Here is a 25,805-nt window from a genome sequence, read left to right as displayed (position 1 = left end):
GAAATCCGTTGTCCCCAAAGCAAATTTCGTTCAACGCCATTCTCCACGCGCGATTTGGAAAAATCGCTTCTTTGCTTGGCCGCTCTCCAATCGATCAGCACGCCACCAAGTCGGTGCGCTGGTTGGAATTCCGTGGTGGTCAATAGTGGATGTTTCCCCGCAACGAGAGATCTACGGCGGAACCTGTCGCCTTAAACGGCGCATGAGCCGTATCGCGTGTCGATTGCACCCGCACCCGACAAAGATCCAAATTCAAAGAGTATGTAGCTAGTGGACTCACTTACACAATTTACCCTTGGCGCAGCAGTTTCTGCTGCTTGCCTGGGATCGAAAATGGGCCCAAGAAAGGCAGTGCTGCTTGGGGGGCTATTGGGGACCTTGCCCGACTTGGATGTCCTGATCCCTTTCGAGACGAAAGTCGATCAATTTGTATATCACCGTGGCTGGTCACACTCGTTTTTCATTCACTTGGTTTTAACGCCCGTAATAGGTGAAGGGATTGTCCGTTCGATTAAAACCCTTAGGCAGCAAAGAAAACTTGTCTGGCTAACCGTTTTCCTGTGTCTCACAACCCATGCGTTGATTGATTCAATGAATGCCTATGGCGCAAGGGTTTTCTGGCCCTTCTATCCCGATCCCGTCGGGACGGGGTCCATTTTCATCATTGATCCCGTTTTCACTGTTCCATTGCTTGTCGCCGTCGCTTGGGCGCTCGCCAGCGCAAACTGGTCTAAAGGCTTGAAAAAGATACTATTGTCGTCACTCGTTTTCAGTGCCGGCTATCTGGCATTTGGCCTCATCGTCCAAAAGCATATCCATGATCGAGGACAAGCCATTTTCGCAGACAGAGGCATTGAAACAAAAAAGATTCAGACCGTGGTTTCACCCTTTAACACCATACTCTGGCGTGTAATTGGTCAAGGTGACGGCAAATATCATAACCTGTATGTGTCGCTTTTCGACCGTGATGAAGATGCCGTCATCTATACGCATGAATTTGATTCTTCGCTTGTCACGTGTGTTGTCGATGACCCTGAATACAAAAAGATGGTCTGGTTCAGTGATGGCTTTGTCAGGACCGACCTGATCGATGGCAGAATTGTTGCCTCTGATTATCGCCTGGGCCTGACACCAACCTACATATTCCGATTTGCACTAGCCGAATATGCCGACGGCAAGTCCAATAAGATCGCACCTGATCTCATCGCTCCCGGCATATCGAATGCGGGCACCGAATTGAGCTGGCTGGGTAACCGTATCCTGGGGCGGCCAATGACCAGGGCATCCGAACAAAAACTTCTCGAAAATGTTGCAGCTGATGACAGTGCCGGATGCTAGGACCTCGTTGATCAATTCAGCAACACCGCCAGTCTAGAACCTGTCGCACAGGTTCAACCACAAGGCGCCGGTCGTTGTTGACGTTTAGCGTTCTAGCGGAGCGAGCCCGCGAACTCAGATTGCCGAGCAGTCTCCGTCACCCGCTGTGCTGGAATACTCTGCCAGCGTCCAGATTGTGCCTGGAGATCTTGGCAAAGGAGTTTGCGCATCAACCGACCAAGGCGGAAGATGACTTTGGGCTTGCTGGCGTTTTCGGCTACCAGACAGCCAACTCAGGCTCTACCAGCTATCGGTCGGTTCTCTTAGTTGGAAACATTCGACAATTCATCGAGGCAAAAACTAAGGGGGGTGTTCTTTGGCAAGGCGCAATAACCGTTTGAATTCTGTGCTTCGCTCGGTGCGGTGCCTCCGCCAATTAAAATGAGTAGATATTCTTCCAACGGCGGCAAATACTCTTCCGAGTCAGAAATGATTTTTTCGGGAGATGCCGTTTCGAGCGCTTCAAAAATCGGAAGATTAATAGCCCCCTTAGCTCCGTCAGGGTATTCATTTAAGTAGTGACGTGCACCCGAGATGGGATTGCTGAAGAACTGATCTGCAAAACGTCGTTTCATTTGATCATGCTGTATCTTCAATCCTTCTAGGTCGATTTTGCCAGCCCGCGTAGCTTTGTAAATTTCCGTGATTTTACCATGTATTTCGGGCCAATTATCTGCCGCAACCGTCGCACTGAACGAAGCAATTGCCCTATTCTTGTCCATGACACTGAACGTGGACTGTGGGGCATAAGCTGCACGCAATTCCTGTCGAATAATCCGAAACATTTCGGAGCCTGAGTTGCCGCCGATATAGTCTGTCAACAGGTTCGCACCGATCTGGCCAGCTTCGTCCTTATACTCTTCTGCCTTGACGAAGAGGATCAGCATTTCGCTGGAGTCGGGGTCCTCGAAATGAATCGCACCAGTCGGCAAGGCAAAGGGCCGCTCATCTGTGTCGGTGATCGCGGTGGCCCATTTCGCCAAACGAATGTTCCACCTTTCTTCGGGAAGTTTCTTGAGCAGTTCAAAGACGCTGCGCTCCAGTTTTTCATCGCCGGATCTCAGGATCACCTGACTGGGGCGGCCAAAACGAAACTCGCCGTCGCTTCCAGCCTTGGTTTGAGCTCCCGATTTGAACATCAGGAAATGCGCAATTTCGTTTAGAACATCTGACGGTCTTCCGGTTTTGCTTGCTAGTTTAAGGCTGTTTTGCTGAAGTTCTCTCTGATACCAGCCTCTTGCGTATGCAGCCTGAAGCAAGACTTCCTCGAGGTGTTCAAGTGCTTCGGGAAAAGCCTCATTTGGCGAAGCAATTGTCAGCAAAATGTTCTGCCCGTTCATCGTGGCGTTCTGCTCGATGCCCTTTAGGCGCAATTGGGCATCAATCTCGTAAGGCGAGCGGCTTTTCGTACCTCCTGACATGACGCTTGTGAGACCGGCCTTCATCTCGGTTACACGATCGTGCGTTGGAGGATCTATCGGCCATACAAGGGTAATCGCGGAAATGCCGTTGCGAAGCGGTGTAAGCGAAACAAACTTCGTGCCGGTGGCCGACGCAACGAGCTCCGCGCGTACTTGCTGCACCGAAATCAAGCAAGCAAACACCAAAACGAAGGAGAAAAGTTTGCGATTGACTGATTGCATTTTAGTCTACTTTTTTGGCCAAAACGACCGAAGTCGCTGATGGTTTCACGACTGTATTCGCAAAATCAATGATCTCTTGATCCGTCGTATTTTTTAATGTTTCTGCGAACACTGAAGGACTAACGGGAGGGAAACCATCAGCAGCCACATTTTGCAGAAATTGACGAAACGCCGCAGGGTGGCGTTTGACGCTTTGGGCAAATGTCAGTTCTTTCTGTCGCGCCTGATTGATCTCTTGGCTGCTGATCGGCTCGTTCAACAAATTATCAATTATCTCGTTCAGGCGATTGTTCGCCGCGTCCAGGCTGAAACCGGGCATTAGTTGCGCGTCAAGGTTAAGTTCAAGACCAGCGTTTTTCGCAAAGTGCCAACCTATGTCGCCTTGAAGAAATCTCAAATCTTCAAAGTAAAGGGCGTTCGCTAATCTGCTGCTCAGAATTTCGGTTGTAATGAAAAATGCCCCCTGCATATCTATGCTGGTCGTTCGATCCTTGAAATCGACGAATTTAACAAATTGCACGGTATCAAGGGCCAACCTGTCTGATTCTAGGTATTCTACAGATCTGAGCGACGGATCAGGTTTCTGTTCCAGCCAGGCTTTTTCCGGAACGGCAGAGGGCTTTGTGTCACCGAAAACACGAGCAACGAGGATCTCGGCCTCGTCCGGTTGAATTTTGCCCGAGATGATCAGGGAAACATTGGAAGGCGCATAGTGTTCCTTGTGAAACTGATAAGCCTTTTCAAGGCTCAGTTTTGGAAGATCTTCAATAGCGTTGTTCGCACGGCCGCGCAGACTTCCATACAGATTTTGAAGCGCAATTCGTCTCAGCCAACGGTGCGGCGATTGCCGTTCCTGAAGCAAGGTTTCGCGCTGAATGATATCAATTTCACTTTCCGCAAAACCTGCCGGCAAACTTGGCGTGTCAAGAACGGCTCGAGACAACCGCAGCAGTGTTTCAACATCTGAGGGCGCGCCAGAGTTGGTGTATACGGTCGACACGTTGTCGATTATTGCGTGGATATCACGTTCCCTAGGGCGCCTAAGTATGGTTGCATCCGCCGAAAAAGCGGCCAGATGCTCTGTCAGATGAGCCGTGCCAGATGGGTCCGGATCGTCATAGGTCCCTGAAAGAACAATCAACTGCACGTCTACCCGATGGAAGTCGTCAGTGGGGACCACGTAGGCTGCGTGCAATCCGCCTTTTTCAGAAAGCGGTATGACATTTTGAGCTTGCGCTGCTTCACCAAAGACCAAAAAAACGAAAAAAAGAACAAAACCGACTTCGCGCATCATGAGCCTTGTGTTGTGGTTAGCTGTGCAAAAGGAAAATTGGTCTTTAAGTTTCCTGGTGAGCCCTTGGGTTGCAAGTCGTTTGCATGAAGTCGGTGGTTTCTTGTTGTTAGTCCATTGAAAACATGCCGAATCGCAGCCTGCGTAAAATTTTGGATGCCAAAGTTGAATATCTCTTTTGTGTTGGCAGAACAACCAAAAGTCGTAGCCGGAGCGAGAATCAAGACCGAAACGCACTCGTTTGGAGCTTAAGCGGGGGAGTTCGACGGCGAGTCGGAAATGGACTTTCGTTGCGCCCTTCTTTGGGGAGCCATACTTCGTTTGCGCACCGCCAAATTCGTTTCGGTCAAACAACTCCTCGGTCTTCGAAGCCCACATGGAATAGTCGGCGGAAGAAGACCAACAACGAAACAGGAAAAGAGGCGCATTCGTAGGCAGGCCGGAAATCAGATGTCCAAAGTGAAGTCTACAACCTCGGCTGTTCCCGACCGCGCATAGAGGATTGCCGAGGCTTTTCACTAACGGTTCAAGATTGTCACCTTGCCTGCCAACGGTTCGACCTCGACATCGTCTCCCTTGCGGATCAGCTCCGTGACATCGCCCGCCTCAAACCTGTCACACAGGCTGAGATCAGCCAGGGCAGCGCCTTGGGCAAGGATCGTGTTGGCGGAATTCAAAAGGATTGCTGCGGGACACACTCCGCGCGATTTCATCTCGTGCAACATCCACGCTGATGCAACGCCACCCTTGGCCGTGTTGAGCACGAGAACGACATCGCGATAACTCTGCCCGGCAAGCTTGTGTTGCGGTCTGGAGAAGACGCCCCTGATCCGGTCCAGATCGTAGCGGGCGGAAAAGTTGTCATCAGCGACAAGCGCCCGGCCGCGTATTTTGGGTCCCACGCCGACGTGACACTTAAGAACAATCGGCATCACACGACCTTACCCTTTTCGGCGGACGCGACGCACGCCTCCATGTTTGCCAGCGCAGGCAAAAACCCGTAACCACCAAGAATGTTGACGATCTTGGCGGAGTTGGAAAGCAGCCGTTTCCAGCCGTTCGCTTCACCGATCTCACGGGCATATTGCTGATAGAAACAGGTCCCCACAAGGACCTTGCCGCCGAACGCCTCAATTGATGCAACGTAACCCAGCCGTTTTGCGTCGCTATAGACCTGGGTAGGTGTGCAGACAATCAGGTCTGTGTTTTCCGAGCGTCTGCGCCCGTCGCATAGGGCTGCGACCTGACCCATCTCCACAAGGCTGAGCTGGGGCGCCGCAAACACAACGACATCCACCGTCTCTCCGCGTGCGCCAAACGGCCTGGCCAAATCGGCAAGATCGTTTGTCGTGATGGGACGCGTTTCCAGTCGGTCGCCGCCAACATCTTCGATTGTATGACATTCTGGCGTAACGCCAACCATGTGAAAAAGCGGCGTTGAGCCATAACTTGCCATCGCCGCGCCAAAGTGCTTGAGCTGATCGGATGTCGGCGCGGTCTCAATCCCCTCGATCACGGGTACCTGCCAATAGCCGCCAGCCATGCGTCCGACGGTGGCGCCAAGGATGCCCCAGTCCATGAGATCTTTCGGCGTCCTTTCGACCGTGAAGCGCTTCGTTGCTTGACGTTGTTCGTTGAGATGGAGGCCATATCGGGGCGTCCGGCCGGTCAGTCCAGCGGCGAGCGCTGACGGCCCGCCTTCAAAATTCGACCGGGCGCCGCAGACGGAATTTGAATAGATCACGACGCCTGTGTCGCCATAAGCCACGTGATCTCCGAAGACAGGAGGCATGATGGTCTGATAGTTGATGCAGGTGTCGGTCATCATGATACCCATTGCCTGGCAGGCTGAAATGAATCGTCGCTCAAGACCGGCCATCGCCTCGGTCTGGCCGAGTGGCTCGTAGTAGCTGAGATCGACACCACGCGGATCCGTGATCATGGGAATCGTGACTTTAGCGCCTCCGGTTGCAAGCCCCTCGACGAAACACACACCTGCCTCGCCGAGGCTCTCCGGATCAGCCATCATGTGTGCCTGGCTGACTTTTACCATGTCTTTTGCGTCGAACATCGCACCGACCCGGAGCTGATGCTCAATCGCCCACTTGCGCGCCTCGCCGAGCTCACCGGCCAGCATCGTCCGTTCTTCGTCAGAGAGTTGCATGATCTACTCAGCGGCTTTGACTGGATCGTCGTGCTGATTGGCCGTCGGCGCACTTCCGTCCGGGACATCGAAATTGAAGATGGACGGATCGAAGCGGTTGTAAGCGCCATACTCCAGAATTTCATAAAGCCGGTCGCGGCGTTGAAGCCTGTCGAGGATGTTGTCCTGGATGCCGTCTTTGAGCAGCTGACGCATGCCGTCTTCTACGGCCTTCAGCGCGAGTCGAAGTGTCGTGTTTGGGTAGGCGACAACATTGATCCCGAGGTCGCGTAGCGTTTCGAACGTCAAGAGCTTGGTCTGGCCGAAAGCCGTCATGTTGGCCATAATCGGGGCGGAGATCGCACGGCGTACGCGTTCGAATTCCCGTTCATCGTGCAGCGCTTCTGGAAAAACCATGTCAGCACCCGCGTCGATGTACATTTTTAGCCGGTCGATGGCCTTGTCGAGTCCCTCCACCGCCCGGGCGTCGGTTCGCGCACTGAGAAAGAAATTCGGATCCGTTCGGGCCTCCGTACAGGCGCGCACTCGCCGCATCATCGTCTTCGCATCAACGAGTGTCTTGTTGTCGAGCTGCCCGCAGCGCTTGGCCATGACCTGATCTTCAATGAAGAGACTCGAGATACCGGCCAGTTCGGCTTCGCGAGCGGTCCGGTAAGCGCTTTGCGGCTCGCCGAACCCGGTGTCGATGTCAATATTCGTCGGAAGGTTGGTCGCGTTGGCGATCTGTCTTCCCCGGTCGATGATTTCTGTCATGGAAAACAGGCCGATGTCCGGCAGGCACAGGTCTGCGGCGACCGATGCACCTGTTATGCCGATCATGTCGTAGCCAATCTCTTCGCACATCTTGGCGACGATCGGGCTGTAGGCACCTGCAAGTCTCAGCGTTACTCCATTGCGCAGCCGCTCCACTTGGGTGGCGCGGCGCGCCTCCGGGGTCGTCGTGACATGCAACATTGAGGCTACTCCATAAGCGGGGCTTTCAATGAAAGGCTAGTCAAGTGTGAGACTTGAGGATATTGAAATCCTGTCGCAAGAAGTTCCGAAAAACTGAATTAACGTGAAATAGATGATTAATATTAAATCTTTAATGGCATTTCGAGCGGTGGTCCAGGAAGGGTCGGCGTCCGCCGCGGCAACCAAACTGGCGATGAGCAACCCTGCAGTCAGCCGGCATATCCAGACGCTTGAACACCAACTCAAGCTGAAATTGTTTCACCGCACGAGGCGGCGTCTGATCTTGACCGAAGAAGGCGCGCGCTTCTTTACTGAGACGGAGAGAATACTCCGCAACCTCAGCGACTTGCCGCAAATTGCGCGCGATATCCAAAAAACCGTTTCTGGGTCCTTGCGCGTAATTGCCATGCCCCGCCATATCTATGGAATCGTATCACCCGCCGTCGCGCGCTTCCGGGAGGCAAATCCGGAGACCGGCTTAACGGTTGATGTATTCCGCCGATCAAAATTCAACGATTGGATCGAGGGCCGGAACTTCGATGTGGGCTTCGGGACATTTCCCCTAAATCAGCGAAGTCTTGAAAGCCTGCCGCTCATCCGCGCGCAGGTGATGGTGGCAATGCGGCACGATGACAAGTTAGCGCGGCACGACGTGATCTCAGCCGAGGATCTCGCCAGGCGAGGCCAGATCGCCTTTCCGCGGGGATCGATCCCGCGGCGGCAATCGGACGAGATGATGCAGTCCACGGGGATAGAGCCAAACTATGTAATGGAGACGTCGGATTATGCTCTCGCGTGCAAGCAATGCATCGATTCCGGCTCGCTCTTCCTTGTGGATCCAATCTCTGCCTTGCCGTTTGGTGTCCACCTGGTCTGCCGCCCGCTTTGGACACGCCGATGGATCCAGTTTGGCGCTTTCTTTCCCGCAGACGCAAGGCGCAGTGCCGGAATTGAGGCACTTGTTGATACGGTCCGTAGCGTTTGTTCGGACCTGGTGCAGGAGAAACTCGCGGAAGCACTCGACCCGAGCATTTCAAGCTTAGCTGACAGGTTAAACTATTAAATTATCTCGTATTTTTCTCGACTGTTTCGGAAATTAGCGATTGCACCAAAAACTTTTCATTACGCTACGAATTGGCGGCATCATAGTCTTTAGAGCAAGGCCCGCAACTCACTCGTGGCCGAATTGAGGGAGGAGCGAAAATGTTCTTGAAAAATGGTCTGATCGCCGCAGTGATGTCTGCGGTCGCTTTTACGGCGGCGCCCGTCCTGGCTGACGATTACCCGTCCGATACCATCACAATCATCGTGCCAAGCCGGCCTGGCGGATCAATTGATCGCGTTGCGCGCTCTGTGCAGAAATATCTCGGCGATGCGCTTGGGACAGCTGTAAATGTGGAAAATGTACCAGGTGCCGGGTCTAAGATAGGTGTTTCGAAATTCACTGAAGCCGCGCCTGACGGCCACACGCTCCTTGTTCACTTTTCACCCGGGATCGTGCAGGTGAAGCTCGACGACCCGGATCTCGCCGGCCTGGGTGAAATGGCAGTTATCAACGCGCCCTGGTCTGATCCCGGCATTCTGGTAGGTCAGCCCGGCCGTTGGGAGACACTTGCGGATTTTGTTGCTGAAGCTCGTGAAAAGCCCGGCACGATCACCTTTGGCTCATCAAGCCCTCAAGCACTCGGGTCAATGCTCGCCTTCAATCTCTTTGATCAGCTTGGCCTTGATATCAAGGTCGTGCCCTATGATGGCGGTGGTGAGACTCGTTCAGCCTTTCTCGGCGGTCTGGTAGACCTGACCGCCGCGGGCGCCGGTGGAGCGCTTCGGATCAAGGATCAGTCGACGCCGCTTGCTCTGTTCTGGAACGAGCCCGTCGCTGGTTGGGACGATGCCCCACTGATTGCCGACGCCCTGGAAGGTCTGGATGCCAAACCGGTCGCAGGTGCCGCAGTGCGCTTCCTGGCGACCCACAAGGCATTTGCCGAGAACAATCCGGATGGTTTTGCAAAACTGGCCGCAGCTCTTGAGCAGGTCAGCCAAAATCCGGATTACATTGCCAACGCGAAGGAAACAAAAGTCGGAGCCGACTGGCTCGGCCCCGAAGCTGCCGCAGAACTTGTCAACGCGCAGGCCTTGGAGTTTGAGCCGATCCTTAGGAAGTGATCTGGTATCGCTGATGACAGCGCGCTCCTTCCTGTGGGAGCGCGCTTAAAGCGGGAGGGCGGCATGACTCGCGATGAGAACAGCGCGCGAAGACTATTGATCGATTGGATTCCAATTCTCTTTGTGCTCGTCACGCTTGGGTTGGCGTGGGCGTATCTGTTCAGTGTAGAGGCCCACAAATACGCGACGGAAGCCGATACCGCGCTCATTCGACCGCTCTGCTATCTTCTTACGATCCTTGCCCCTTTTGTTATGTGGACCTGTGTGCATCGGGACGCAGTAGCGATAAGTGACAGGCCCCGTCTCACTTTTGGCAATGGCATTGTCATAGTTGCAGTTCCAGCGGTGCTTGCCGGCATTTTGATAACCGGGTTTGCATCCACAGGCGCTATCGGCGGGTTCTTTCTCGGATACTTCCTCTCCGGCCGCAAGATTCGCCACGCCTTGCTTGCATCCGCAATCTCCTTAGTGATTGTCGTCGGGCTTTTTGGTGGTCTGCTGGACGTCGGTCTTCCCCTGTGGCCCTGGTCGGACTGATGCCTGAGGTCACGGTCGTTACCGAAGGGTTCGGACTGCTGTGGGACTGGCGAATTCCAGCAGTTATCCTCATGGGGCTCGCTTTTGGACTCCTGGTTGGATCCGTTCCGGGCCTAACGGCTGCACTTGGTTTGGCCATTGCGCTGCCTTTTACGTTGACGATGGATCAACTGCCGGCACTCATGCTGCTTACGGCGATCTACACCGGCAGCCTGACGGGAGGTGGCATCACGGCGATCCTTATGAACGCGCCTGGGACACCGGGGGCTGTCGTGACTGCTATCGACGGTTATGCAATGACCAAGTCCGGGCGCTACAATCAAGCGCTGGGTTTGCAGATTTGTGCATCCGTCATCGGCGGTTTCGTTGGCTATATCGCGCTTTTCTTCCTTGTCCAGCCACTCTCGGACTTTGCCTTGAGATTCGGTCCGGCGGAGATGCTGGCGTTGACGATCCTTGTTATCGTGACCATCGGCTCTCTTGATGACGCTCATTTTCTGAGAGTTGTCTACTCGGGCGTCCTGGGAATGCTGATAGCAACGATCGGCACCAGTGTGACCACAGGTATCCCACGCGGCAGCATGGGTATACGAGCGCTCGAAGACGGTGTTCCGGCAGTGCTCTCCGTTATCGGTCTGTTTGCCATTCCGGAGCTGATCTCACTCGGCGGCCGCTCAAGGATTGTCGCCTCGGACGATCGGCAGAAGACCAGCGTCAGGGATGTCCTGAACGGTGCGCGACAGGGGCTCGCCTTCCGTGGGACCCTTGCGCAGGGCAGCTTCATCGGCGTCTTGATTGGCGTGCTGCCTGCGGCGGGCGCAACGATGGCTTCACTCTTGAGCTACGCGAGTGCGCGACGGAGGGCAAAATCCAACGAAAAATTCGGCGAGGGGGCACCGCGTGGCGTGGTCGCCGCCGAGAGCGCCAACAACGCCACGGAAGCAGGATCGATGGCAATTCTGCTCGCCATCGGTATTCCTGGCGGCGCTGCGACGGCAGTGATCCTCGGTGGCTTCATCTTGCATGGGCTCGTACCGGGGCCGCGCCTTTTCGTCGACAATGGTCCCGCGATTTATGGATTGATCTTTGGCAACATGGTCCAGATGGTGATCGTCGGTGTCATGGCGGTAGGATTTGCCAGTATCGTCGCCCATGTTGTGCGCGCACCCTCGAGCGTCCTGATCCCCTGTCTGCTGATCTCCATCGGGTGCGGTGCGTTCTCCTTGCGAGGACAACTCGCAGACGTTGCCATCATCTATATCTTTGGCTTGATTGGGTATTTCTACCGCAGTTACAAATTCGCCGCCACAAGCCTGATGATCGGACTGTTTCTAGGCGCGCGGCTTGACGCAGAGATCGTGCGTTTCGCGGTCCTTTACGGTGACAACCTCATGGGCGCCATCATGAGGCCCATTGCAGCCTCGTTGCTGGCGATCGCATTTCTGATCACATGCGCAAGTCTTTGGGGATCACGCTCGAGGTAACAATAACACCTGGAATGCAGGGTTTTATATGCCGTCGCCAGACTATTGTGAAAACGGTCAGGTCTGATCAGATGTCCAGGTTGGCGACGGCAAGTGCGTTGTCCTGAATGAATTCACGCCTTGGATCGACCTCGTCGCCCATCAGCTTGGTAAAGATGTCGTCGGCGTCGTCCGCCTCCTTCACCTTGACCTGCAGAAGCGAGCGAACATTGGGATCAAGTGTCGTTTCCCAGAGCTGTTCGGGGTTCATCTCACCCAGGCCCTTGTATCGCTGAAGCGAGATGCCCTTCTGGCCGAACGAATAGACCTGGTTGAGCAAGGCCCGGGGACCGCGGATCTCGGTCGGCACGTCCTTCCGCCGCAACACGGCAGCCTTGCCGTAGACTTCGTGCAGGTGCGCAGCATGGGCAGCGAGGCGCCGGGCATCGGCGGAGTCGAGCAGGGCCGGGTCGATCACCGCGGCTTCCTCGACGCCGCGAACGGTGCGCCGGAACACGAGGCTGCCGTCGTCGCGCGCTTCGCCGGTCCAGCCGCGTTCGAATTCATCCGCCAGAATATCCATGCGCCGTGCGATGTAGGCGGCCGCATCTTCCGCCTTGCTCCGGTCTTCGAGAATCTCCGCATTGAGTGCACCGGCAATCGCAGCCTGTTCGACGACATCGCGGTTGTAGCGCGAGTGGAGGCCGTCGAAGATTTCGGCAATCTTGCGGGCCGTCTCGACAACGCCCTGAAGGTCCTGCCCCGTGCGCACTTCGCCGTTGGCAAGCGTGAGCGAGGTTTCATCCAACCCTTGCGAGATGAGATAATCCTCAAGCGCAAGCTGGTCCTTCAGGTATTGCTCGGACTGGCCGCGCTTGACCTTGTAGAGCGGCGGCTGCGCGATATAGACGTAGCCGTTTTCAATCAGCTCCGGCATCTGCCGGAAAAAGAATGTCAAAAGAAGCGTTCTGATATGCGCGCCGTCGACATCAGCATCGGTCATGATGATGATCTTGTGGTAGCGCAGTTTCTCGATGTTGAACTCTTCCTTGCCGATCCCGGTGCCGAGTGCTGTGATCAGCGTGCCGATTTCGTTAGATGACAGCATCTTGTCGAAACGGGCGCGTTCCACGTTGAGGATCTTGCCGCGCAGAGGCAGAACAGCCTGGTTCTCCCGGTGGCGGCCCTGTTTGGCGGAGCCGCCCGCCGAATCGCCCTCCACCAGGAAGAGCTCGGCCTTCGACGCATCCCGCTCCTGGCAGTCTGCGAGTTTCCCCGGAAGGGAGGCGACATCGAGGGCGCCTTTTCGCCGTGTCAGTTCGCGTGCCTTGCGGGCCGCCTCGCGGGCCGACGCGGCTTCAACCACCTTGGAGACGATCGATTTTGCCGGCGCCGGGTTTTCCTCCAGCCAGTCGTTGAGGTTCTGCGAAACCAGGCTTTCGACAACGGGTCGGACCTCGGAGGACACAAGCTTGTCCTTGGTCTGCGAGGAGAATTTCGGATCGGGAACCTTGACCGACAGAACGCAGGTCAAGCCCTCGCGGCAATCGTCGCCGGAAAGCGATACCTTTTCCTTTTTCATCAGGCCGGTCGCTTCCGCGTATCCGGTTACCTGGCGGGTCAATGCAGCACGGAACCCAGCCAGGTGTGTGCCGCCGTCGCGCTGGGGGATGTTGTTGGTAAAACACAGCACCTGCTCGTGGTAGCTGTCGTTCCACCACATGGCTGCCTCGACGGTGATGCCGTCGCGCTCCGCTTTCATGGTGATCGGATTTTCGATCAGGGGATGTTTTGCCCGGTCGAGATACCGCACGAAAGCTTCCAGGCCACCATCGTAGAAAAGTTCCTCAACCCGATCCTCAACACCGCGCTTGTCTGTCAGGATGATGCGGACACCGGAATTCAGAAAGGCGAGTTCCCGCAGGCGGTGTTCCAGCGTGTTGAAATCGAATTCCGTCTTGCTGAAGGTTTCGGGAGACGGCAGGAATGTGACTTCCGTTCCCTTCTTGCCGTTCGCCGGACCGACGACTTCAAGCGGGCTCTGCGCTTCGCCATGGGCGAAGGTCATGGTGTGTTCCTGGTCGTTCCGCCAGATGCGCAACTCCAGCTTTGTGGACAGCGCGTTCACCACGGAAACGCCCACGCCGTGCAGGCCGCCCGAAACCTTGTAGGAATTCTGGTCGAACTTACCGCCCGCATGGAGCTGGGTCATGATGACTTCTGCTGCCGAGACCCCTTCTTCCGGATGAAGATCGGTCGGGATGCCGCGGCCGTTGTCGGACACCGTGACCGACCCGTCCGGGTTGAGCGTCACCGTCACGTGGTCGGCATGGCCTGCCAGCGCTTCGTCGATAGCATTGTCCACCACCTCGTAAACCATGTGATGAAGACCGGAGCCGTCATCGGTATCACCGATATACATGCCGGGCCGTTTGCGAACGGCATCAAGCCCTTTGAGGACCTTGATGGAGTCCGCTCCGTATTCGCCGCCGTTTTCGGTTTCAGGTGTCGGAATAGGCTCTGACGTGGACGTGTCGCTCATGCGAATCAATTACCAATCGATTTGTCTTTTCTTACCCCGTTATACGGGGTTCTCCGGGCCGTTCAACCGCGCGTGGACGGTCGTGAAGCCAGCGAAGGGATTCTCGTGGAAAACCACAAGATTCAGGCGGATTTAAGGGGTCCGGGTGCCTCTTGCAAGGTGTGCGGACTGGTCTTTGATCTCAAACACTTCCGAAGCGTGGGGAAGGGCCTCGAAGAGGGCTTCGTCCGTCCCGGTCATGAACACTTGCCCGCCTAACGAATTCAGCTTGGCAAACAACGCCGCCCGGCGGTCCGGATCGAGATGCGCAGCCACCTCGTCGAGCAACAGAAACGGTGTCATGCCGCTCACCTTTGCGGTCAGTTCCGCGTGGGCAAGGATAAGCCCGATCAAAAGGGCTTTTTGTTCCCCGGTTGAGGACTGGGCAGCCGGCATGTCCTTGGCGGCATGGAAGACTTTCAGGTCGCTCAGATGGGGCCCGTTCAGGGTTCGGCCGGCAGCACGGTCGCGCGCGCGGCCCGCCGTTAGAAGGCTGCGGTAATGCTCCTCACGATCTGCCGCGCTCAGGCCCACCGTTTCGGCTTCGAATGCGCCTTCCAGTGCCAGCGTGGCGTGCGGGAAGGGCAGGTCGGTCTCAAGACCGTCGCGGATCATTTGCGTCAGCAGACCGACGGTTTCCTGCCGTGCGATGGATACGGCCGTGCCGAGCTCGGCGACCTGCTGTTCCACCGCGCTCAAAAAGGCATCCGTGCCGCCCTGATCCAGAAGGCGGTTCCGTTGTCTCAGTGCGGTTTCAAAGTCGCTGACACGCCTGCCGTGCGTCGGGTCAATGGCAAGGGTAAGACGATCGAGGAACCTGCGCCGGTCAGACCCGGACCCGGTGAAGAGACCGTCCATCGCCGGCACCAGCCAGAGGACCCGGACATAGTCGAGAAGGGATTCCGATCCGCGAACGTCTTCACCGTCGATCCGCACACGCCTGCCGGTTGTTCCCGCCACAAGACCGGTGCCGATTTTCGTTTCCAGCCCGTCGAGAAGAACCGTTGCCGCAACGCTCCAGCCGCCACTTCCCTCCGAACGGCAAATGTCGGCGAGGGCGGCGCGCCTTAGCCCGCGGCCTGCGGTGAGAAACGAGATTGCTTCGAGAATATTGGTCTTGCCGGCGCCGTTGGCGCCGACAAGCGCGACCATCTTCGCTGAAACATCAAGCGCGAGTGTCTCGTAGTTGCGGAAGTCGGTCAGCGACAGGCGGGTCAGTGTCGCCGTCCGGAATTCGCTCATCGACCCACGTCCGCCACAGTCGCCGGACCGGGCGTCAGACGCGCATCGGCATAAGGACGAACAGGCAATCGTCGACCGTGTTGTCCTGAATGAGCGTCGGAGACCCTGAATCGGCCAGGCGGAACAAAGCCGTGTCGCTGCTCAGCTGGTTGGCGATATCGAGCAGGTAGCGTGAATTGAACCCGATTTCGAGCGGGTCGGCGTCGAATTCCACGGCCAGCTCTTCCGTCGCGCTGCCCGAATCAGGATTGTTGACCGTCAGCACCATCCGGCCCTCGTTGAGGGACAGTTTCACGGCGCGGCCGCGTTCAGAAGAAATTGTCGACACGCGATCGACCGCTTCCTTGAACTCGTCGCGGTCAACCCGCATTTCCTTGTCATTGCCTTGCGGAATAACCCGGCCGTAATCGGGGAACGTGCCGTCGATCAACTTTGAGGTCAGCACCACGGAGCCGGTGGTGATCCGGATCTTCGTGTCCGACAATTCGATCTGCACGTCAGCTTCCGGGTCTTCCAGAAGCTTCTGAATTTCGCCGACCGTCTTGCGCGGCACGATGATGCCCGGCATGCCGGATGCCCCTTGCGGTGCAGGAACTTCGGCTTGCGCCAGGCGGTGCCCATCCGTCGCAACGGCACGGAATTGCTGGCCATTGGCCGCATCCACCGTGTGCAGATAGATCCCGTTCAGATAGTAGCGTGTTTCTTCGGTCGAAATCGCGAATTGAGTGGTGTCGATCAACTTGCGAATGTCGGCGCCGCTGAGATTGAAGCCGTGGCTGAAATCGCCGGCGGTCAGATCCGGGAAATCGGTTTCCGGCAGCATCTGCAAAGTAAATTTCGAGCGCCCTGCGCGGATTTCCAGCGTGGCATTGTCGCCGGTGGTTTCCAGCACGACTTGCGAGCCTTCGGGCAGCTTGCGCACGATATCGTAGAACATGTGAGCCGGAACCGTCGTTGCGCCCGGCATTTCGATCATCGCCGGCACGGTCTCGACGATTTCCAGGTCGAGGTCGGTTGCCTTGAGATTGATGGCGCCGCCGTCGGCGCGCAGCAGAACATTCGACAGGATGGGAATTGTATTCCGGCGCTCGACCACACGATGAACGTGGGTCAAGGATTTGAGAAGGTCGGTCCGCTCGAGGGTCGCTTTCATACGCTTCTTCCGTACTCGTGAAGAGTCAGGCAGGGTCGCCTGACCAAACTGGACAGTTGGGCTCCTTAGAGGAGCGGGGGGAAGACACTGCCCTTAACCGGCACCAAAAGCAAGGGGGCGTTCGGTTGGAACGCCCCCAAAATTGATTGAAAATCGGGCAATTTAACTACCGGATCGACGGACGCTCTCTCGGCTTCGATTGAGCGTCCAAAAGTCAATCGTTTTTAGGCGTCAAGCATGCGTTTGAGCAGCTCGAGCTCCTGGGCAAGCGCATAGTCTGCGCGCGCCATTTCCTCGATTTTCCGAACGGCGTGAAGCACCGTTGTGTGGTCCCGGTTGCCGAACCGGCGGCCGATTTCCGGCAGCGAACGCGGTGTCATGACCTTGGCGAGGTACATGGCAATCTGACGCGGACGGACGATGGTCCGTGTCCGGCGCGCAGACAAGAGATCGGCCTTGGTCACGTTGTAGTGCTTGGACACGACACGCTGGATGTCTTCGATCTTGACGCGGCGCGGCTCGCTGGAGCGGACCAGATCCCGAAGGGTCATTTCCGCCATTTCCTGCGTGATCGGCTGATTTGTCAGCTGATTGTGGGCAATCAGGCGGTTGAGGGCGCCTTCAAGGTCACGCCCGGAAGAAGCGACATGGCGTGCGACGTAATCCAGAACGCCATCCGGGACGGCAAATTGCGGATAGGACTTTTGTGCAGTCTCCACGCGGGAGAGCAGGATGTTCCTGCGAAGGACGAAATCGGGTTCCTGTATACCGACCACAAGCCCGCCTGACAGTCGCGACCGGACGCGGTCGTCGAGCGTGTCGAGCTCGGACGGTGCCCTGTCTGCTGCAACAATCACCTGGCGCGCACCGTCAATGAGCGCGTTGAGCGTGTGACAGAATTCCTGCTGGACCTGTTTGCCGTGCAGGAACTGCATGTCGTCGATCAGAAGCAGATCGATCGTGCGCAAGGTGTCCTTGAACGCAAGCGCAGACTGGGATTTCAGCGCCGCCACAAACTTGTACATGAAGTGCTCGGCAGTGAGATAGAGCACCTTGCGTCCATTGGCCCGCGCCTTGGCGGCGACCGCCTGCATCAGATGCGTTTTGCCGAGACCGACGGATGCATGCAGATAGAGCGGGTTGAAGGTCACCGCGCCACCGGCTGCCACTTGCCGGGCAGCGGCGAGAGCAAGATTGTTGGATTCGCCTTCTACGAACGTGTCGAACGTGTATTTCGGATCAAGAGCCGCGCCTTGGAGAATGTCGCGTGCGCTGTCCGAACCGGTGTCGCCTCGGCCGAGTGCCGCGGTTGCCGCCTGAGCCCGGGTCACCTGGGCCGCGTCGGCCAGCGTGTCGGTCCGGGCATCGGCAGAGACCGGTTTAACACCGGCTGGTGCTGCCAGATTCGGCTGCGTGGCCGGGGTTTGGCGCGGGCGAATTGCGCCGCGCACAGTCAGTTCGATACGATGAACATTGTCGCATTCGCGCTGCCAAAGGCCCATCAACTGATCATTGTAGTTGTTTTGGATCCACTGCTTTAGAAAGCGGGTCGGAACGGACAGACGCACAGTGCCATCCTGATGTTCCTCCAGATCTACCCGCGCAAACCAGCTGGTAAAGACATCATCGCCCAATTCGGCGCGAAGTTGCTTCTTCACCCGCTTCCAATGTTCGGAGCCGCCTGCCTCCTGAACCTGCATGTCATCTGCCTCCTGTGTTATGAAGACCGGTCCGCCACAGCCGTTCTTCGACGCCTTGCTGCTTTTGCAGCTTTATTTTGTCCCTTTTGGGACGGTTCTGGTATTGGCAGCCGGACTGGTCCCGCCACCACTCCCTGTCAAAGTGCAGGGAAGCTAATTCTGAATCCAAGGTAACCCGACGGCTTTCCATCCAGATTGTGTTCCGCGGTGGCCGTCTGCGTCGAGCGGCCCCTCAAAACCGTCAGAGATATTGAAACAGCGTGTGTATCCTGACCGGGTCAGGGTTATCGCCGCCGCCTGGCTTCGTGCGCCGGAGCGGCACAGAAAATAGATCGGCGCATTCTGGTCAACCCCCTTTTTGACCAAATGGTCGGAAACAACAGCAGCAAAGTCGGGATTCGGTCCGGAAGAGGGAAAGCTCTGCCATTCGACCAGAACGGGTTCCTTCCCGACCGGTCGAAGATCAGGCACGCCGACAAAGGCCCATTCCGCCTGTGTGCGCACGTCGATCAGTATCGCGTTGGCCTGGCTGGACAGCTCGTCAAAAGCTTCTTGTGATGTCACATTGCCGGCGTAGCTACCCTCAGATTGCACAGTCGCCCCCTTCAACAGCTGTGAGCTGTTGATTCAAAGTATTAACAAGAATTTTGGGAAAGAGAATTAGACCAAATCTAGGCTAAGCACCCTGCAGGTCGAATACGATAATGTATTCACTCCACAGTCTCGTTACCACGTGCTCAGCTGTACTTCGATTAGACTTTTTCATTGTTGTCCCAAGCACCATTTTTAGGTTGTTCGCTGGTCTTCGCCGCCAGCCGTGGTCTTAATATACAGACGAAGACGAAGGGAGCAACAGCGTCTTTTAACGATTTCCGCATATGCTGCGTTTTTGCCACGGTGTGAGCGATATTCCGCGCATTGTGGCATATTGAACAAATGCTTTTTGCGGCAATGACTTTTTGCAATTTGCCTCGTTGTCACAAATCGAAAACGACACTTTCAAAAAAAATTTCAGAAGGCATGACTTGACTCGTATCGAATCCGGTTTGATTGCGATTGCCGACTCATACATGTGTGTAAAGTATTGAAACAAATAAGTTTTCTTTGACAGCATGGTAAGTGGTAAATTTGACGATATTGTGCGCCGCATCAGCGAAAATTTGTCATCCACAAAATTGCATGGCTAAAAAAAAACCCGGCACTGCTGCCGGGCCTTTTTAACGGTCGTGTGACGGCTGAATTTACGCGCCGAGAGCCTTGATGCGGGCGTTAAGACGCGAAACTTTCCGGGATGCCGTGTTGGCGTGCATGACGCCCTTTGAAGCGGCACGCATGATTTCCGGTTGTGCGACCTTGAAAGCTTCCGCTGCAGCGCTCTGGTCGCCAGAAGCGATTGCTTCTTCAACCTGGCGCAGATAGGTGCGTACGCGGCTCCGGCGCGCTTTGTTCGTGGCCGTCCGGCGGGCAATCTTGCGGGCCGCCTTCTTGGCCGATGGTGTGTTGGCCATGGGCTCTATCCTGATCGGTAATGGGGACTAGTGTCCGGTGGCGATCGGGACAAGTGCGCAAACGCGGCAAGACCCGATCAAAAAACAACGGCGGCGGAAAACCGCCACCGATTGGGCGCTGCTTATAATCGTGCTTGGGGCGGGCGTCAACGGCTTTATCGTTGACGCAGGCAAGATTATTTGTTGCGGAACTGCGGCGCACGCTTCTCGGAAAAGGCCGTCATTCCCTCTTTCTGATCCTCCAGCGCGAACATGGCCTGGAAAACGCGGCGCTCGAAACGCACACCCTCAGAAAGCGTCGTTTCATAAGCCCGGTCGACGCTCTCTTTCGCCATCATGACGACAGGCAGCGAGAACTCGGCGATTTTCTCTGCCGCTTTCAGGGTTTCTTCCAACAGATCATCGGCAGGCACAATCCGGCTGACGAGGCCACTGCGCTCTGCTTCTTCTGCATCCATCATGCGACCGGTCAGCACCATGTCCATCGCCTTCGACTTTCCGACGAACCGGGTGAGCCTTTGTGTGCCACCGGCACCAGGTATCACGCCCAGGGTGATTTCAGGCTGGCCGAATTTGGCCGTGTCGGCCGCGATGATAAAATCGCAGAGCATCGCCAGTTCGCATCCGCCGCCAAGCGCATATCCGGCAACGGCGGCGATGATCGGTTTGCGGTTCTGCGAGACGCGATCGAACGGCGTGATCAGGTCGGTCTGATAAGCGGACGAAAAGTCGTGCGGCAGCATTTCCTTGATGTCAGCGCCTGCGGCGAACGCTTTTTCCGAGCCAGTAATGACCACGCAACCGATACGTTCGTCCTCGTCGAAGCCGTCAAGAGCGGTTCCGAGTTCGGCAATCAGTTCCGAGTTCAACGCATTCAGCGCCTTCGGCCTGTCGAGCGTGATCAGGCCGACTTGGCCACGTTTCTCGACACGGATGTTCTTGTATCCCATTTCGCCTGCTCCCAGTACCACGACCTGCCATTGATATAAGCGTATGACCTAGCCGACCCGGGGCAGGTCTGGCAAGGCTGGCAAAAGGTGGAACTCAAGGTGCGTTTTACCGCCTCAGCGCTGGCAGGTCGGGCAATAGAAGGTTGAACGGTTGGATTGGACGATGCGGCAGACCGTACCCTTGCAGCCACTTGTCCGGCAGGCGTCTCCCTCGCGACCGTAAACGGCAAAGGAATGCTGGAAATAGCCGAGTGTTCCGTCGGTCTGGGCATGGTCGCGCAACGATGATCCGCCTGCCTTGATGGCGTCCTGAAGCGTTTCCCGGATGTTTTCCGCCAGAAGATTGGCCTTTTGGGTTGCCCTGCCCTTTTTGGTCACAAGCGTCCCGGCCGGGCGGAGCGGGCTGAGGCCACTGCGCCACAGCGCTTCACATACATATATATTGCCGAGCCCTGCGATAAGCTTCTGATTGAGCAAGGCCGCTTTCAGGGGCGTTTTCCGGTCCCTGAACAACCGCGCTAGAGCCTCGCCGCTCAAATCATTTCCGAGAGGTTCAAGTCCCAGGTCCCTGAACAGGGGGTGGTCGACCAGCTCCATGCGCGGAATGAGATCCATAAAGCCGAACCGGCGCGGATCGTTGTAGATAATGCGTGCCCGCGCGCTGTCTCTCGTTTTCAGATGAAAAACCACATGATCGTGCTTTGTATCCCGGTTCCTGGGGTGCTCGAAGTGGCCCGGTGTTTCGTGCGACACGTCATTCTCGATCCGGAACGATCCTGACATTCCAAGGTGCATGACCAGGACATCGCCGCTGTCGATATCTGCGAGCAGGTATTTCGAGCGCCGGGACAGGGCGGAAACCGTCCGGCCGTTAAGTCGGGATACGAAGCCCTCGGGAAACGCGAACCTGAGATCCGGACGGTGTTGGTCGACCGACAGGATCTGCGCGCCTTCGAATGCGGGCGCCAAACCTCTTTTGACCGTTTCGACTTCCGGCAATTCAGGCATTTCCGATTGTCTCCCCACTGGTGTCTGCGCCTGTAGCGCGCTATAGGCCTGCGGCATATGGCGTTTGTCGGCCGGCAAAGATAGCGCTCCTTAAATGCTTGTACTATTGTCCGGCGCGATTTGAAGCGAATTTAGGACATCTATTCCGCCAGGAGGCGCATTCATGACGCAACAGGCCAAAGGGAAGACGGGGACATCGAGCCGCGCCCCTGAGGACATGCCGACCAGCTTTGGCTTTACCCGCGTTGCGGAAGGCCAGAAGCAGTCTCTGGTGGATGATGTCTTTCACAAGGTCGCGAACCGCTACGACCTGATGAACGATCTGATGTCCGGCGGCTTTCACCGGGTGTGGAAGGACGCGATGGTGTCATTTCTGGCACCTCCCCGGTCGGCATCGTCCGGCTGGCGTCTTCTGGATGTTGCCGGCGGCACGGGCGACATTGCCACAAGAGTGGTCCGGCGTTCCGGCGAAACCGTGGAGGCGGTCGTTTGTGATATCAACGATTCCATGTTGGCCGTTGGCCGGGATCGTGCGGCCAAGGCCGGGCTCTCGGACCTGATCACCTTCTCGCAGGGCAATGCGGAAGACTTGCCGTTTCCTGACAAAAGCTTCGACGCCTATACCATTGCGTTCGGCATTCGAAACGTCCCCGACATTCCCAGGGCCCTTAGCGAGGCGAAAAGGGTGCTCAAGCGCGGCGGACGGTTCCTTTGTCTTGAATTCTCCGAGGTGGATATCCCGGTTCTGGACAAGGTCTATGACGCCTTTTCCTTCAACGCGATCCCGCCGGTTGGCAAATGGGTCACCGGCGACGCCGATCCATACACGTATCTGGTTGAGTCCATCCGCAAGTTCCCGAGCCAGGAACGCTTTGCCGAGATGATCCGTGATGCCGGTTTCGAACGAGTCGGCTACCGCAACTATTCCGGCGGCATCGCCGCCCTCCACCATGGCTGGAAGTTCTGATTAATGAGCGTGCCGGTGATGCCTTTCTTCCGCCTGGTGCGGGCCGGGTTTGTGATGGCGCGCGAGGGCGTCTTCGGTTTGGCCAATCTGCCGGACCTGCCGGCCGGACCGCGTTTCGGTATCGCGCTGGCCCGCCTTCTGGAACGCCGTGCGGTGAAGGATAAGAGTGCGGAACTGCGCCTGTCCGATGCCCTGAACAGGCTCGGTCCCTCTTATGTGAAGCTCGGCCAGTTCCTTGCAACAAGGGCCGACGTGGTCGGCAAGGAAGCCGCGCGCGAACTCTCCGCGCTCCAGGACCGACTACCGCCCTTTGAATACGAGGCGGCCAAAACCGCCGTCTCCGAACAGCTCGACCGTCCGGTGGACGAGATATTCGTCGAGTTCGGCGATGCCGTTGCCGCTGCATCGATTGCCCAGGTGCATCCGGCTGTCCTCAGGCAAAAGGACGGTACGGAGAAAAAGGTTGCGGTGAAGGTCCTGCGGCCCGGCGTTGCCCGGCGCTTTCAGCGTGACCTGGAAAGCTATTATCTTGTTGCCCGCCTCGCGGAACGGTTTCATGCGCCCTCACGCCGCCTGCGCCCCGTCGCCGTCGTGGACACGCTGGCGCAGTCTGTGGCGATCGAGATGGACTTCCGCCTGGAGGCAGCCGCGCTTTCGGAGATGGCGGAAAACACGGCGGAGGATCCCGGCTTTCGTATTCCGGAAGTTGAATGGCTGCATACGGCCAAGGGTGTTCTCACGATGGAATGGATCGACGGACGCAAGATGTCGGACGTCGAGGGACTGATCGAGGACGGCCAGGATCTGGAAGCGCTCGGCGCGGCTGTCATCCAGAGCTTTCTGCGCCACACGTTGCGCGACGGGTTTTTCCATGCGGACATGCACCAGGGCAATCTGTTCGTTCAGCCGGATGGCACTCTGGTTGCGGTTGATTTCGGCATCACCGGCCGTTTGAACAAGCGCGAACGCCGTTTCCTGGCCGAGATCCTGTTCGGTTTCATAACCCGTGATTACCGGCGTGTCGCCGAGGTTCACTTTGAGGCGGGCTATGTTCCGGCCAACCAGGATGTCGACATGTTTGCCCAGGCAATCCGTGCGATCGGGGAACCCATCCACGGACATGACGCCAGCGAAATCTCCATGGCGCGCTTGCTGACGCAGCTTTTTGAAGTGACCGAAATCTTCGAAATGCGAACCCAGACCCAGCTCATCATGTTGCAGAAGACAATGGTCGTGGTGGAGGGTGTTGCCCGCTCGCTCAATCCGAATCTGGACATGTGGAAGACGGCCGAACCGGTTGTCGGCAGCTGGATCAAGGAACATCTCGGGCCTGTCGGCAAGATCCGCGATGCAGGTGACGTGCTGTCGGCCCTCAGCAAAGCCGCCAACGACCTGCCGATCTTCGCGGACCGGATCGGGCACATGTCCGAGGCAATGGAGAAAATGACGCGCGACGGGCTGCGGTTCGATGCCGAAACCGCTGAAGCCATCGGCAAGGCCGAAGCGCGGCACACGCGTTCCGGCCGGATCGCGCTTTGGGTGATCGCGGTGTCGCTGGGTGCGATTGCGCTCAATCTGATCCTGTGAAGACCAGCCCTACTGAGTGACGCGGCGCAGCGTCAGATTGATCCGCCCGCCGTTTTTCAATAGCGTTGACGTTCCCTTCAGGATCCGGTCGATGCCGTGAAACGCAAGCCGTGTCTCGCCGCCGAGCACGACAACGTCACCGGACTGCAGGCGAAAGGACTTTGTGGGATCATTGCGCTTGAGGCCACCGACCCGGAAGGTCGCGGTATCGCCGAGCGACACTGAAACGACCGGGGCGTCGAACGTTTCCTCGTCTCTGTCCTGGTGCAGTCCCATCCGGGCACCTGTTTCATAGAAATTGATCAGGCAGGCCTGAGGCGGCGGAGCATCGGGTGCCACATGATGCCAAAGTGAAAGAAGGCTGCCGGGAATGTCAGGCCACGGCTGGTCCGTTGCCGGATGCATCGCCTGATACCGGTACCCGTCAATGTCGGACACCCAGCCGAGCGGTCCGCAGTTGCTCATTTTGACGGTAAAGGGTTTGCCGGTCTTCGGCATCACCGGCTGGTAAAGCGGTGCCTTTGCCACGATGGCCCGGATGTCTTCAAGAAGCGACACCTGAGCCGATCGATCGAAATGGCCGGGCAGATAGGAAAGGCCCGACAGGCCGTTGATCTCCAGGTCGTTCATTCTTTCTATATAGCGCAGCAGATCAGCCGCCGCAGCCGCCGCAACCGGAGCCTCCGCCACCACCGCCGCTGCAGCCCGAGCCGCAACCGGACGAGTTGCCTGTCGATTTCTGCAGGATCGCCGTAAGGACAAAAACGATGACAATTATGCCGAACAGGAACCACATAGTGTGCTCCGTCGCCCAGTGCCAGACCATGCTGCGCAGCTTTTCCAAAATGGTGTCGCCGGCCGGATGGCCATGTGCAAAGGCAAGACCGGTTCCGAAAAAGAGCGCGAACAGCCCGAGGCTCGCGGCATATGCATGTTTTGGAACCGAGCCGAGCGTACGCAGGGCACTGGCAACAGGCCCGGGCAACCGCGGTTTCGGCAGCAGCCAGATATCCTGTGTATTGATCCGTTGAAAGTGAGGCGCCTTGCCGAAGCGGATCCGCGCTGGAGGCCAGATGTCTTCAGGCGGCTCTGTTCCGAATTCGGTGCGGTAGAGGTCAAGCGTCTTCTGGTACGCCTCACGGAAGAGGGCGTCCTGACCGGCCCCGCCCTTCGTCGGCATATGGTGAAGGGCACCGCCAAGAGCATCCTTGAATGGACCCCAATAGTGGCGCGTATAGGTCAGATGCAGGTGCCAGGCCTGGTCAACTTCATCACTTGGCGTGACCATGCCTTCTTTCATGCGGCTCAGATAGGCGAAGCGCTGGTATTCGGTGATCACGCGCAGGGCAAAATCCTGCGTCCAGCCGTTGTCACGGGCAAGGCGATGAGAAAATGGGAAATCGGCTTCCACCTCGTCCGGGTGACAGCTTTTGACGCGTTTCCACAGGTCAGGGTCTCTCACGGATGGCATCCTCAATGACGGCAAATTGACGTTCGCGCCTGACCCTAGGTCA

At 57.0% G+C, this 25,805-nt stretch carries 22 protein-coding genes; 7 read left to right on the top strand and 15 right to left on the bottom strand.

What is annotated here, in order from left to right; genetic code table 11:
• Positions 1-270: 270 nt before the first annotated feature.
• Positions 271-1,338: a metal-dependent hydrolase gene (locus RBB47_RS06335; protein WP_305984905.1), complete on the top strand. Its 1,068-nt coding sequence runs from the start codon at positions 271-273 to the stop codon at positions 1,336-1,338.
• A gap of 302 nt (positions 1,339-1,640) precedes the next feature.
• Here RBB47_RS06335 and RBB47_RS06330 read toward each other — a convergent pair whose 3' ends face one another.
• The 5 genes from RBB47_RS06330 to RBB47_RS06310 all read right to left on the bottom strand — a co-directional run bounded on the left by RBB47_RS06330 (position 1,641) and on the right by RBB47_RS06310 (position 7,429).
• A complete protein-coding gene (locus RBB47_RS06330) occupies positions 1,641-3,020 on the bottom strand; it encodes a hypothetical protein (RefSeq protein ID WP_305984904.1) in 1,380 nt (459 codons plus the stop codon).
• A 1-nt stretch (position 3,021) separates the two neighbouring features.
• Positions 3,022-4,689 (bottom strand): pitrilysin family protein, encoded by a 1,668-nt coding sequence (locus tag RBB47_RS06325; protein WP_305984903.1) that lies wholly within the window; start codon positions 4,687-4,689, stop codon positions 3,022-3,024.
• Positions 4,690-4,829: 140 nt separating this feature from the next.
• The gene (locus tag RBB47_RS06320) at positions 4,830-5,243 is read right to left on the bottom strand and encodes an aconitase X swivel domain-containing protein (RefSeq protein WP_305984902.1); all 414 of its coding nucleotides are present in this window, start codon (positions 5,241-5,243) and stop codon (positions 4,830-4,832) included.
• Positions 5,243-6,475: an aconitase X catalytic domain-containing protein gene (locus RBB47_RS06315; RefSeq protein WP_305984901.1), complete on the bottom strand. Its 1,233-nt coding sequence runs from the start codon at positions 6,473-6,475 to the stop codon at positions 5,243-5,245. The genes RBB47_RS06320 and RBB47_RS06315 overlap by 1 nt, the downstream gene beginning before the upstream one ends.
• A 3-nt stretch (positions 6,476-6,478) precedes the next feature.
• Positions 6,479-7,429, bottom strand: coding sequence for an oxaloacetate decarboxylase (locus tag RBB47_RS06310; protein ID WP_305984900.1), 951 nt, complete (start codon positions 7,427-7,429; stop codon positions 6,479-6,481).
• 112 nt (positions 7,430-7,541) lie between these two features.
• On the opposite strand from RBB47_RS06310, the gene RBB47_RS06305 reads away from it, so the two are divergent.
• The 4 genes from RBB47_RS06305 (at position 7,542) to RBB47_RS06290 (ending at position 11,616) form a co-directional block, all read left to right on the top strand.
• Positions 7,542-8,492 (top strand): LysR family transcriptional regulator, encoded by a 951-nt coding sequence (locus RBB47_RS06305; protein ID WP_305984899.1) that lies wholly within the window; start codon positions 7,542-7,544, stop codon positions 8,490-8,492.
• A 140-nt stretch (positions 8,493-8,632) separates the two neighbouring features.
• The gene (locus RBB47_RS06300; RefSeq protein WP_305984898.1) at positions 8,633-9,595 is read left to right on the top strand and encodes a tripartite tricarboxylate transporter substrate binding protein; all 963 of its coding nucleotides are present in this window, start codon (positions 8,633-8,635) and stop codon (positions 9,593-9,595) included.
• A gap of 63 nt (positions 9,596-9,658) precedes the next feature.
• A complete protein-coding gene (locus tag RBB47_RS06295; protein ID WP_305984897.1) occupies positions 9,659-10,132 on the top strand; it encodes a hypothetical protein in 474 nt (157 codons plus the stop codon).
• Complete coding sequence (locus tag RBB47_RS06290; RefSeq protein ID WP_305984896.1) at positions 10,132-11,616, top strand: tripartite tricarboxylate transporter permease; 1,485 nt, start codon at positions 10,132-10,134, stop codon at positions 11,614-11,616. Before RBB47_RS06295 ends, RBB47_RS06290 begins: the two co-directional genes overlap by 1 nt.
• A 67-nt stretch (positions 11,617-11,683) precedes the next feature.
• Here RBB47_RS06290 and gyrB read toward each other — a convergent pair whose 3' ends face one another.
• From gyrB to mutM, 8 genes are all read right to left on the bottom strand, one after another.
• On the bottom strand, positions 11,684-14,137 hold the full coding sequence (gene gyrB, locus RBB47_RS06285) for a DNA topoisomerase (ATP-hydrolyzing) subunit B (RefSeq protein WP_305984895.1): 2,454 nt from the start codon (positions 14,135-14,137) through the stop codon (positions 11,684-11,686).
• A 132-nt stretch (positions 14,138-14,269) separates the two neighbouring features.
• Positions 14,270-15,418: a DNA replication/repair protein RecF gene (gene recF, locus RBB47_RS06280; protein ID WP_305984894.1), complete on the bottom strand. Its 1,149-nt coding sequence runs from the start codon at positions 15,416-15,418 to the stop codon at positions 14,270-14,272.
• Positions 15,419-15,452: 34 nt separating this feature from the next.
• The gene (gene dnaN / locus RBB47_RS06275; protein WP_305984893.1) at positions 15,453-16,571 is read right to left on the bottom strand and encodes a DNA polymerase III subunit beta; all 1,119 of its coding nucleotides are present in this window, start codon (positions 16,569-16,571) and stop codon (positions 15,453-15,455) included.
• 224 nt (positions 16,572-16,795) lie between these two features.
• The gene (dnaA, locus tag RBB47_RS06270) at positions 16,796-18,271 is read right to left on the bottom strand and encodes a chromosomal replication initiator protein DnaA (RefSeq protein WP_305984892.1); all 1,476 of its coding nucleotides are present in this window, start codon (positions 18,269-18,271) and stop codon (positions 16,796-16,798) included.
• A gap of 153 nt (positions 18,272-18,424) precedes the next feature.
• Positions 18,425-18,865 carry a rhodanese-like domain-containing protein gene (locus tag RBB47_RS06265; RefSeq protein WP_305984891.1) on the bottom strand — a complete coding sequence of 147 codons (441 nt, stop codon included), beginning with the start codon at positions 18,863-18,865 and terminating at the stop codon, positions 18,425-18,427.
• Between the two features lie 647 nt (positions 18,866-19,512).
• Complete coding sequence (gene rpsT / locus RBB47_RS06260) at positions 19,513-19,779, bottom strand: 30S ribosomal protein S20 (protein WP_305984890.1); 267 nt, start codon at positions 19,777-19,779, stop codon at positions 19,513-19,515.
• A gap of 176 nt (positions 19,780-19,955) precedes the next feature.
• Entirely contained in the window at positions 19,956-20,729 is a 774-nt protein-coding gene (locus RBB47_RS06255) for an enoyl-CoA hydratase (protein ID WP_305984889.1), read from the bottom strand.
• Between the two features lie 114 nt (positions 20,730-20,843).
• Entirely contained in the window at positions 20,844-21,737 is an 894-nt protein-coding gene (mutM, locus tag RBB47_RS06250) for a bifunctional DNA-formamidopyrimidine glycosylase/DNA-(apurinic or apyrimidinic site) lyase (RefSeq protein WP_305984888.1), read from the bottom strand.
• A gap of 163 nt (positions 21,738-21,900) precedes the next feature.
• On the opposite strand from mutM, the gene ubiE reads away from it, so the two are divergent.
• Both ubiE and ubiB read left to right on the top strand, forming a co-directional pair.
• Positions 21,901-22,704, top strand: a complete 804-nt coding sequence (gene ubiE / locus RBB47_RS06245) for a bifunctional demethylmenaquinone methyltransferase/2-methoxy-6-polyprenyl-1,4-benzoquinol methylase UbiE (protein WP_371932748.1) — start codon at positions 21,901-21,903, stop codon at positions 22,702-22,704.
• A gap of 3 nt (positions 22,705-22,707) precedes the next feature.
• Entirely contained in the window at positions 22,708-24,291 is a 1,584-nt protein-coding gene (gene ubiB, locus RBB47_RS06240; RefSeq protein ID WP_305984887.1) for a 2-polyprenylphenol 6-hydroxylase, read from the top strand.
• A 9-nt stretch (positions 24,292-24,300) separates the two neighbouring features.
• Here ubiB and RBB47_RS06235 read toward each other — a convergent pair whose 3' ends face one another.
• Complete coding sequence (locus RBB47_RS06235) at positions 24,301-24,921, bottom strand: alpha-ketoglutarate-dependent dioxygenase AlkB (protein WP_305985009.1); 621 nt, start codon at positions 24,919-24,921, stop codon at positions 24,301-24,303.
• A gap of 22 nt (positions 24,922-24,943) precedes the next feature.
• A complete protein-coding gene (locus RBB47_RS06230; protein ID WP_305984886.1) occupies positions 24,944-25,753 on the bottom strand; it encodes a hypothetical protein in 810 nt (269 codons plus the stop codon).
• Positions 25,754-25,805 lie beyond the last annotated feature (52 nt).

Origin of the sequence: Roseibium sp. MMSF_3544, assembly GCF_030732845.1 — a bacterium.
In the GTDB taxonomy this organism is placed as follows: Bacteria; Pseudomonadota; Alphaproteobacteria; order Rhizobiales; family Stappiaceae; genus Roseibium.
The sequence above is the reverse complement of the archived record's forward strand: the minus strand, read 5'-3'. Positions and strand labels throughout refer to the sequence as shown.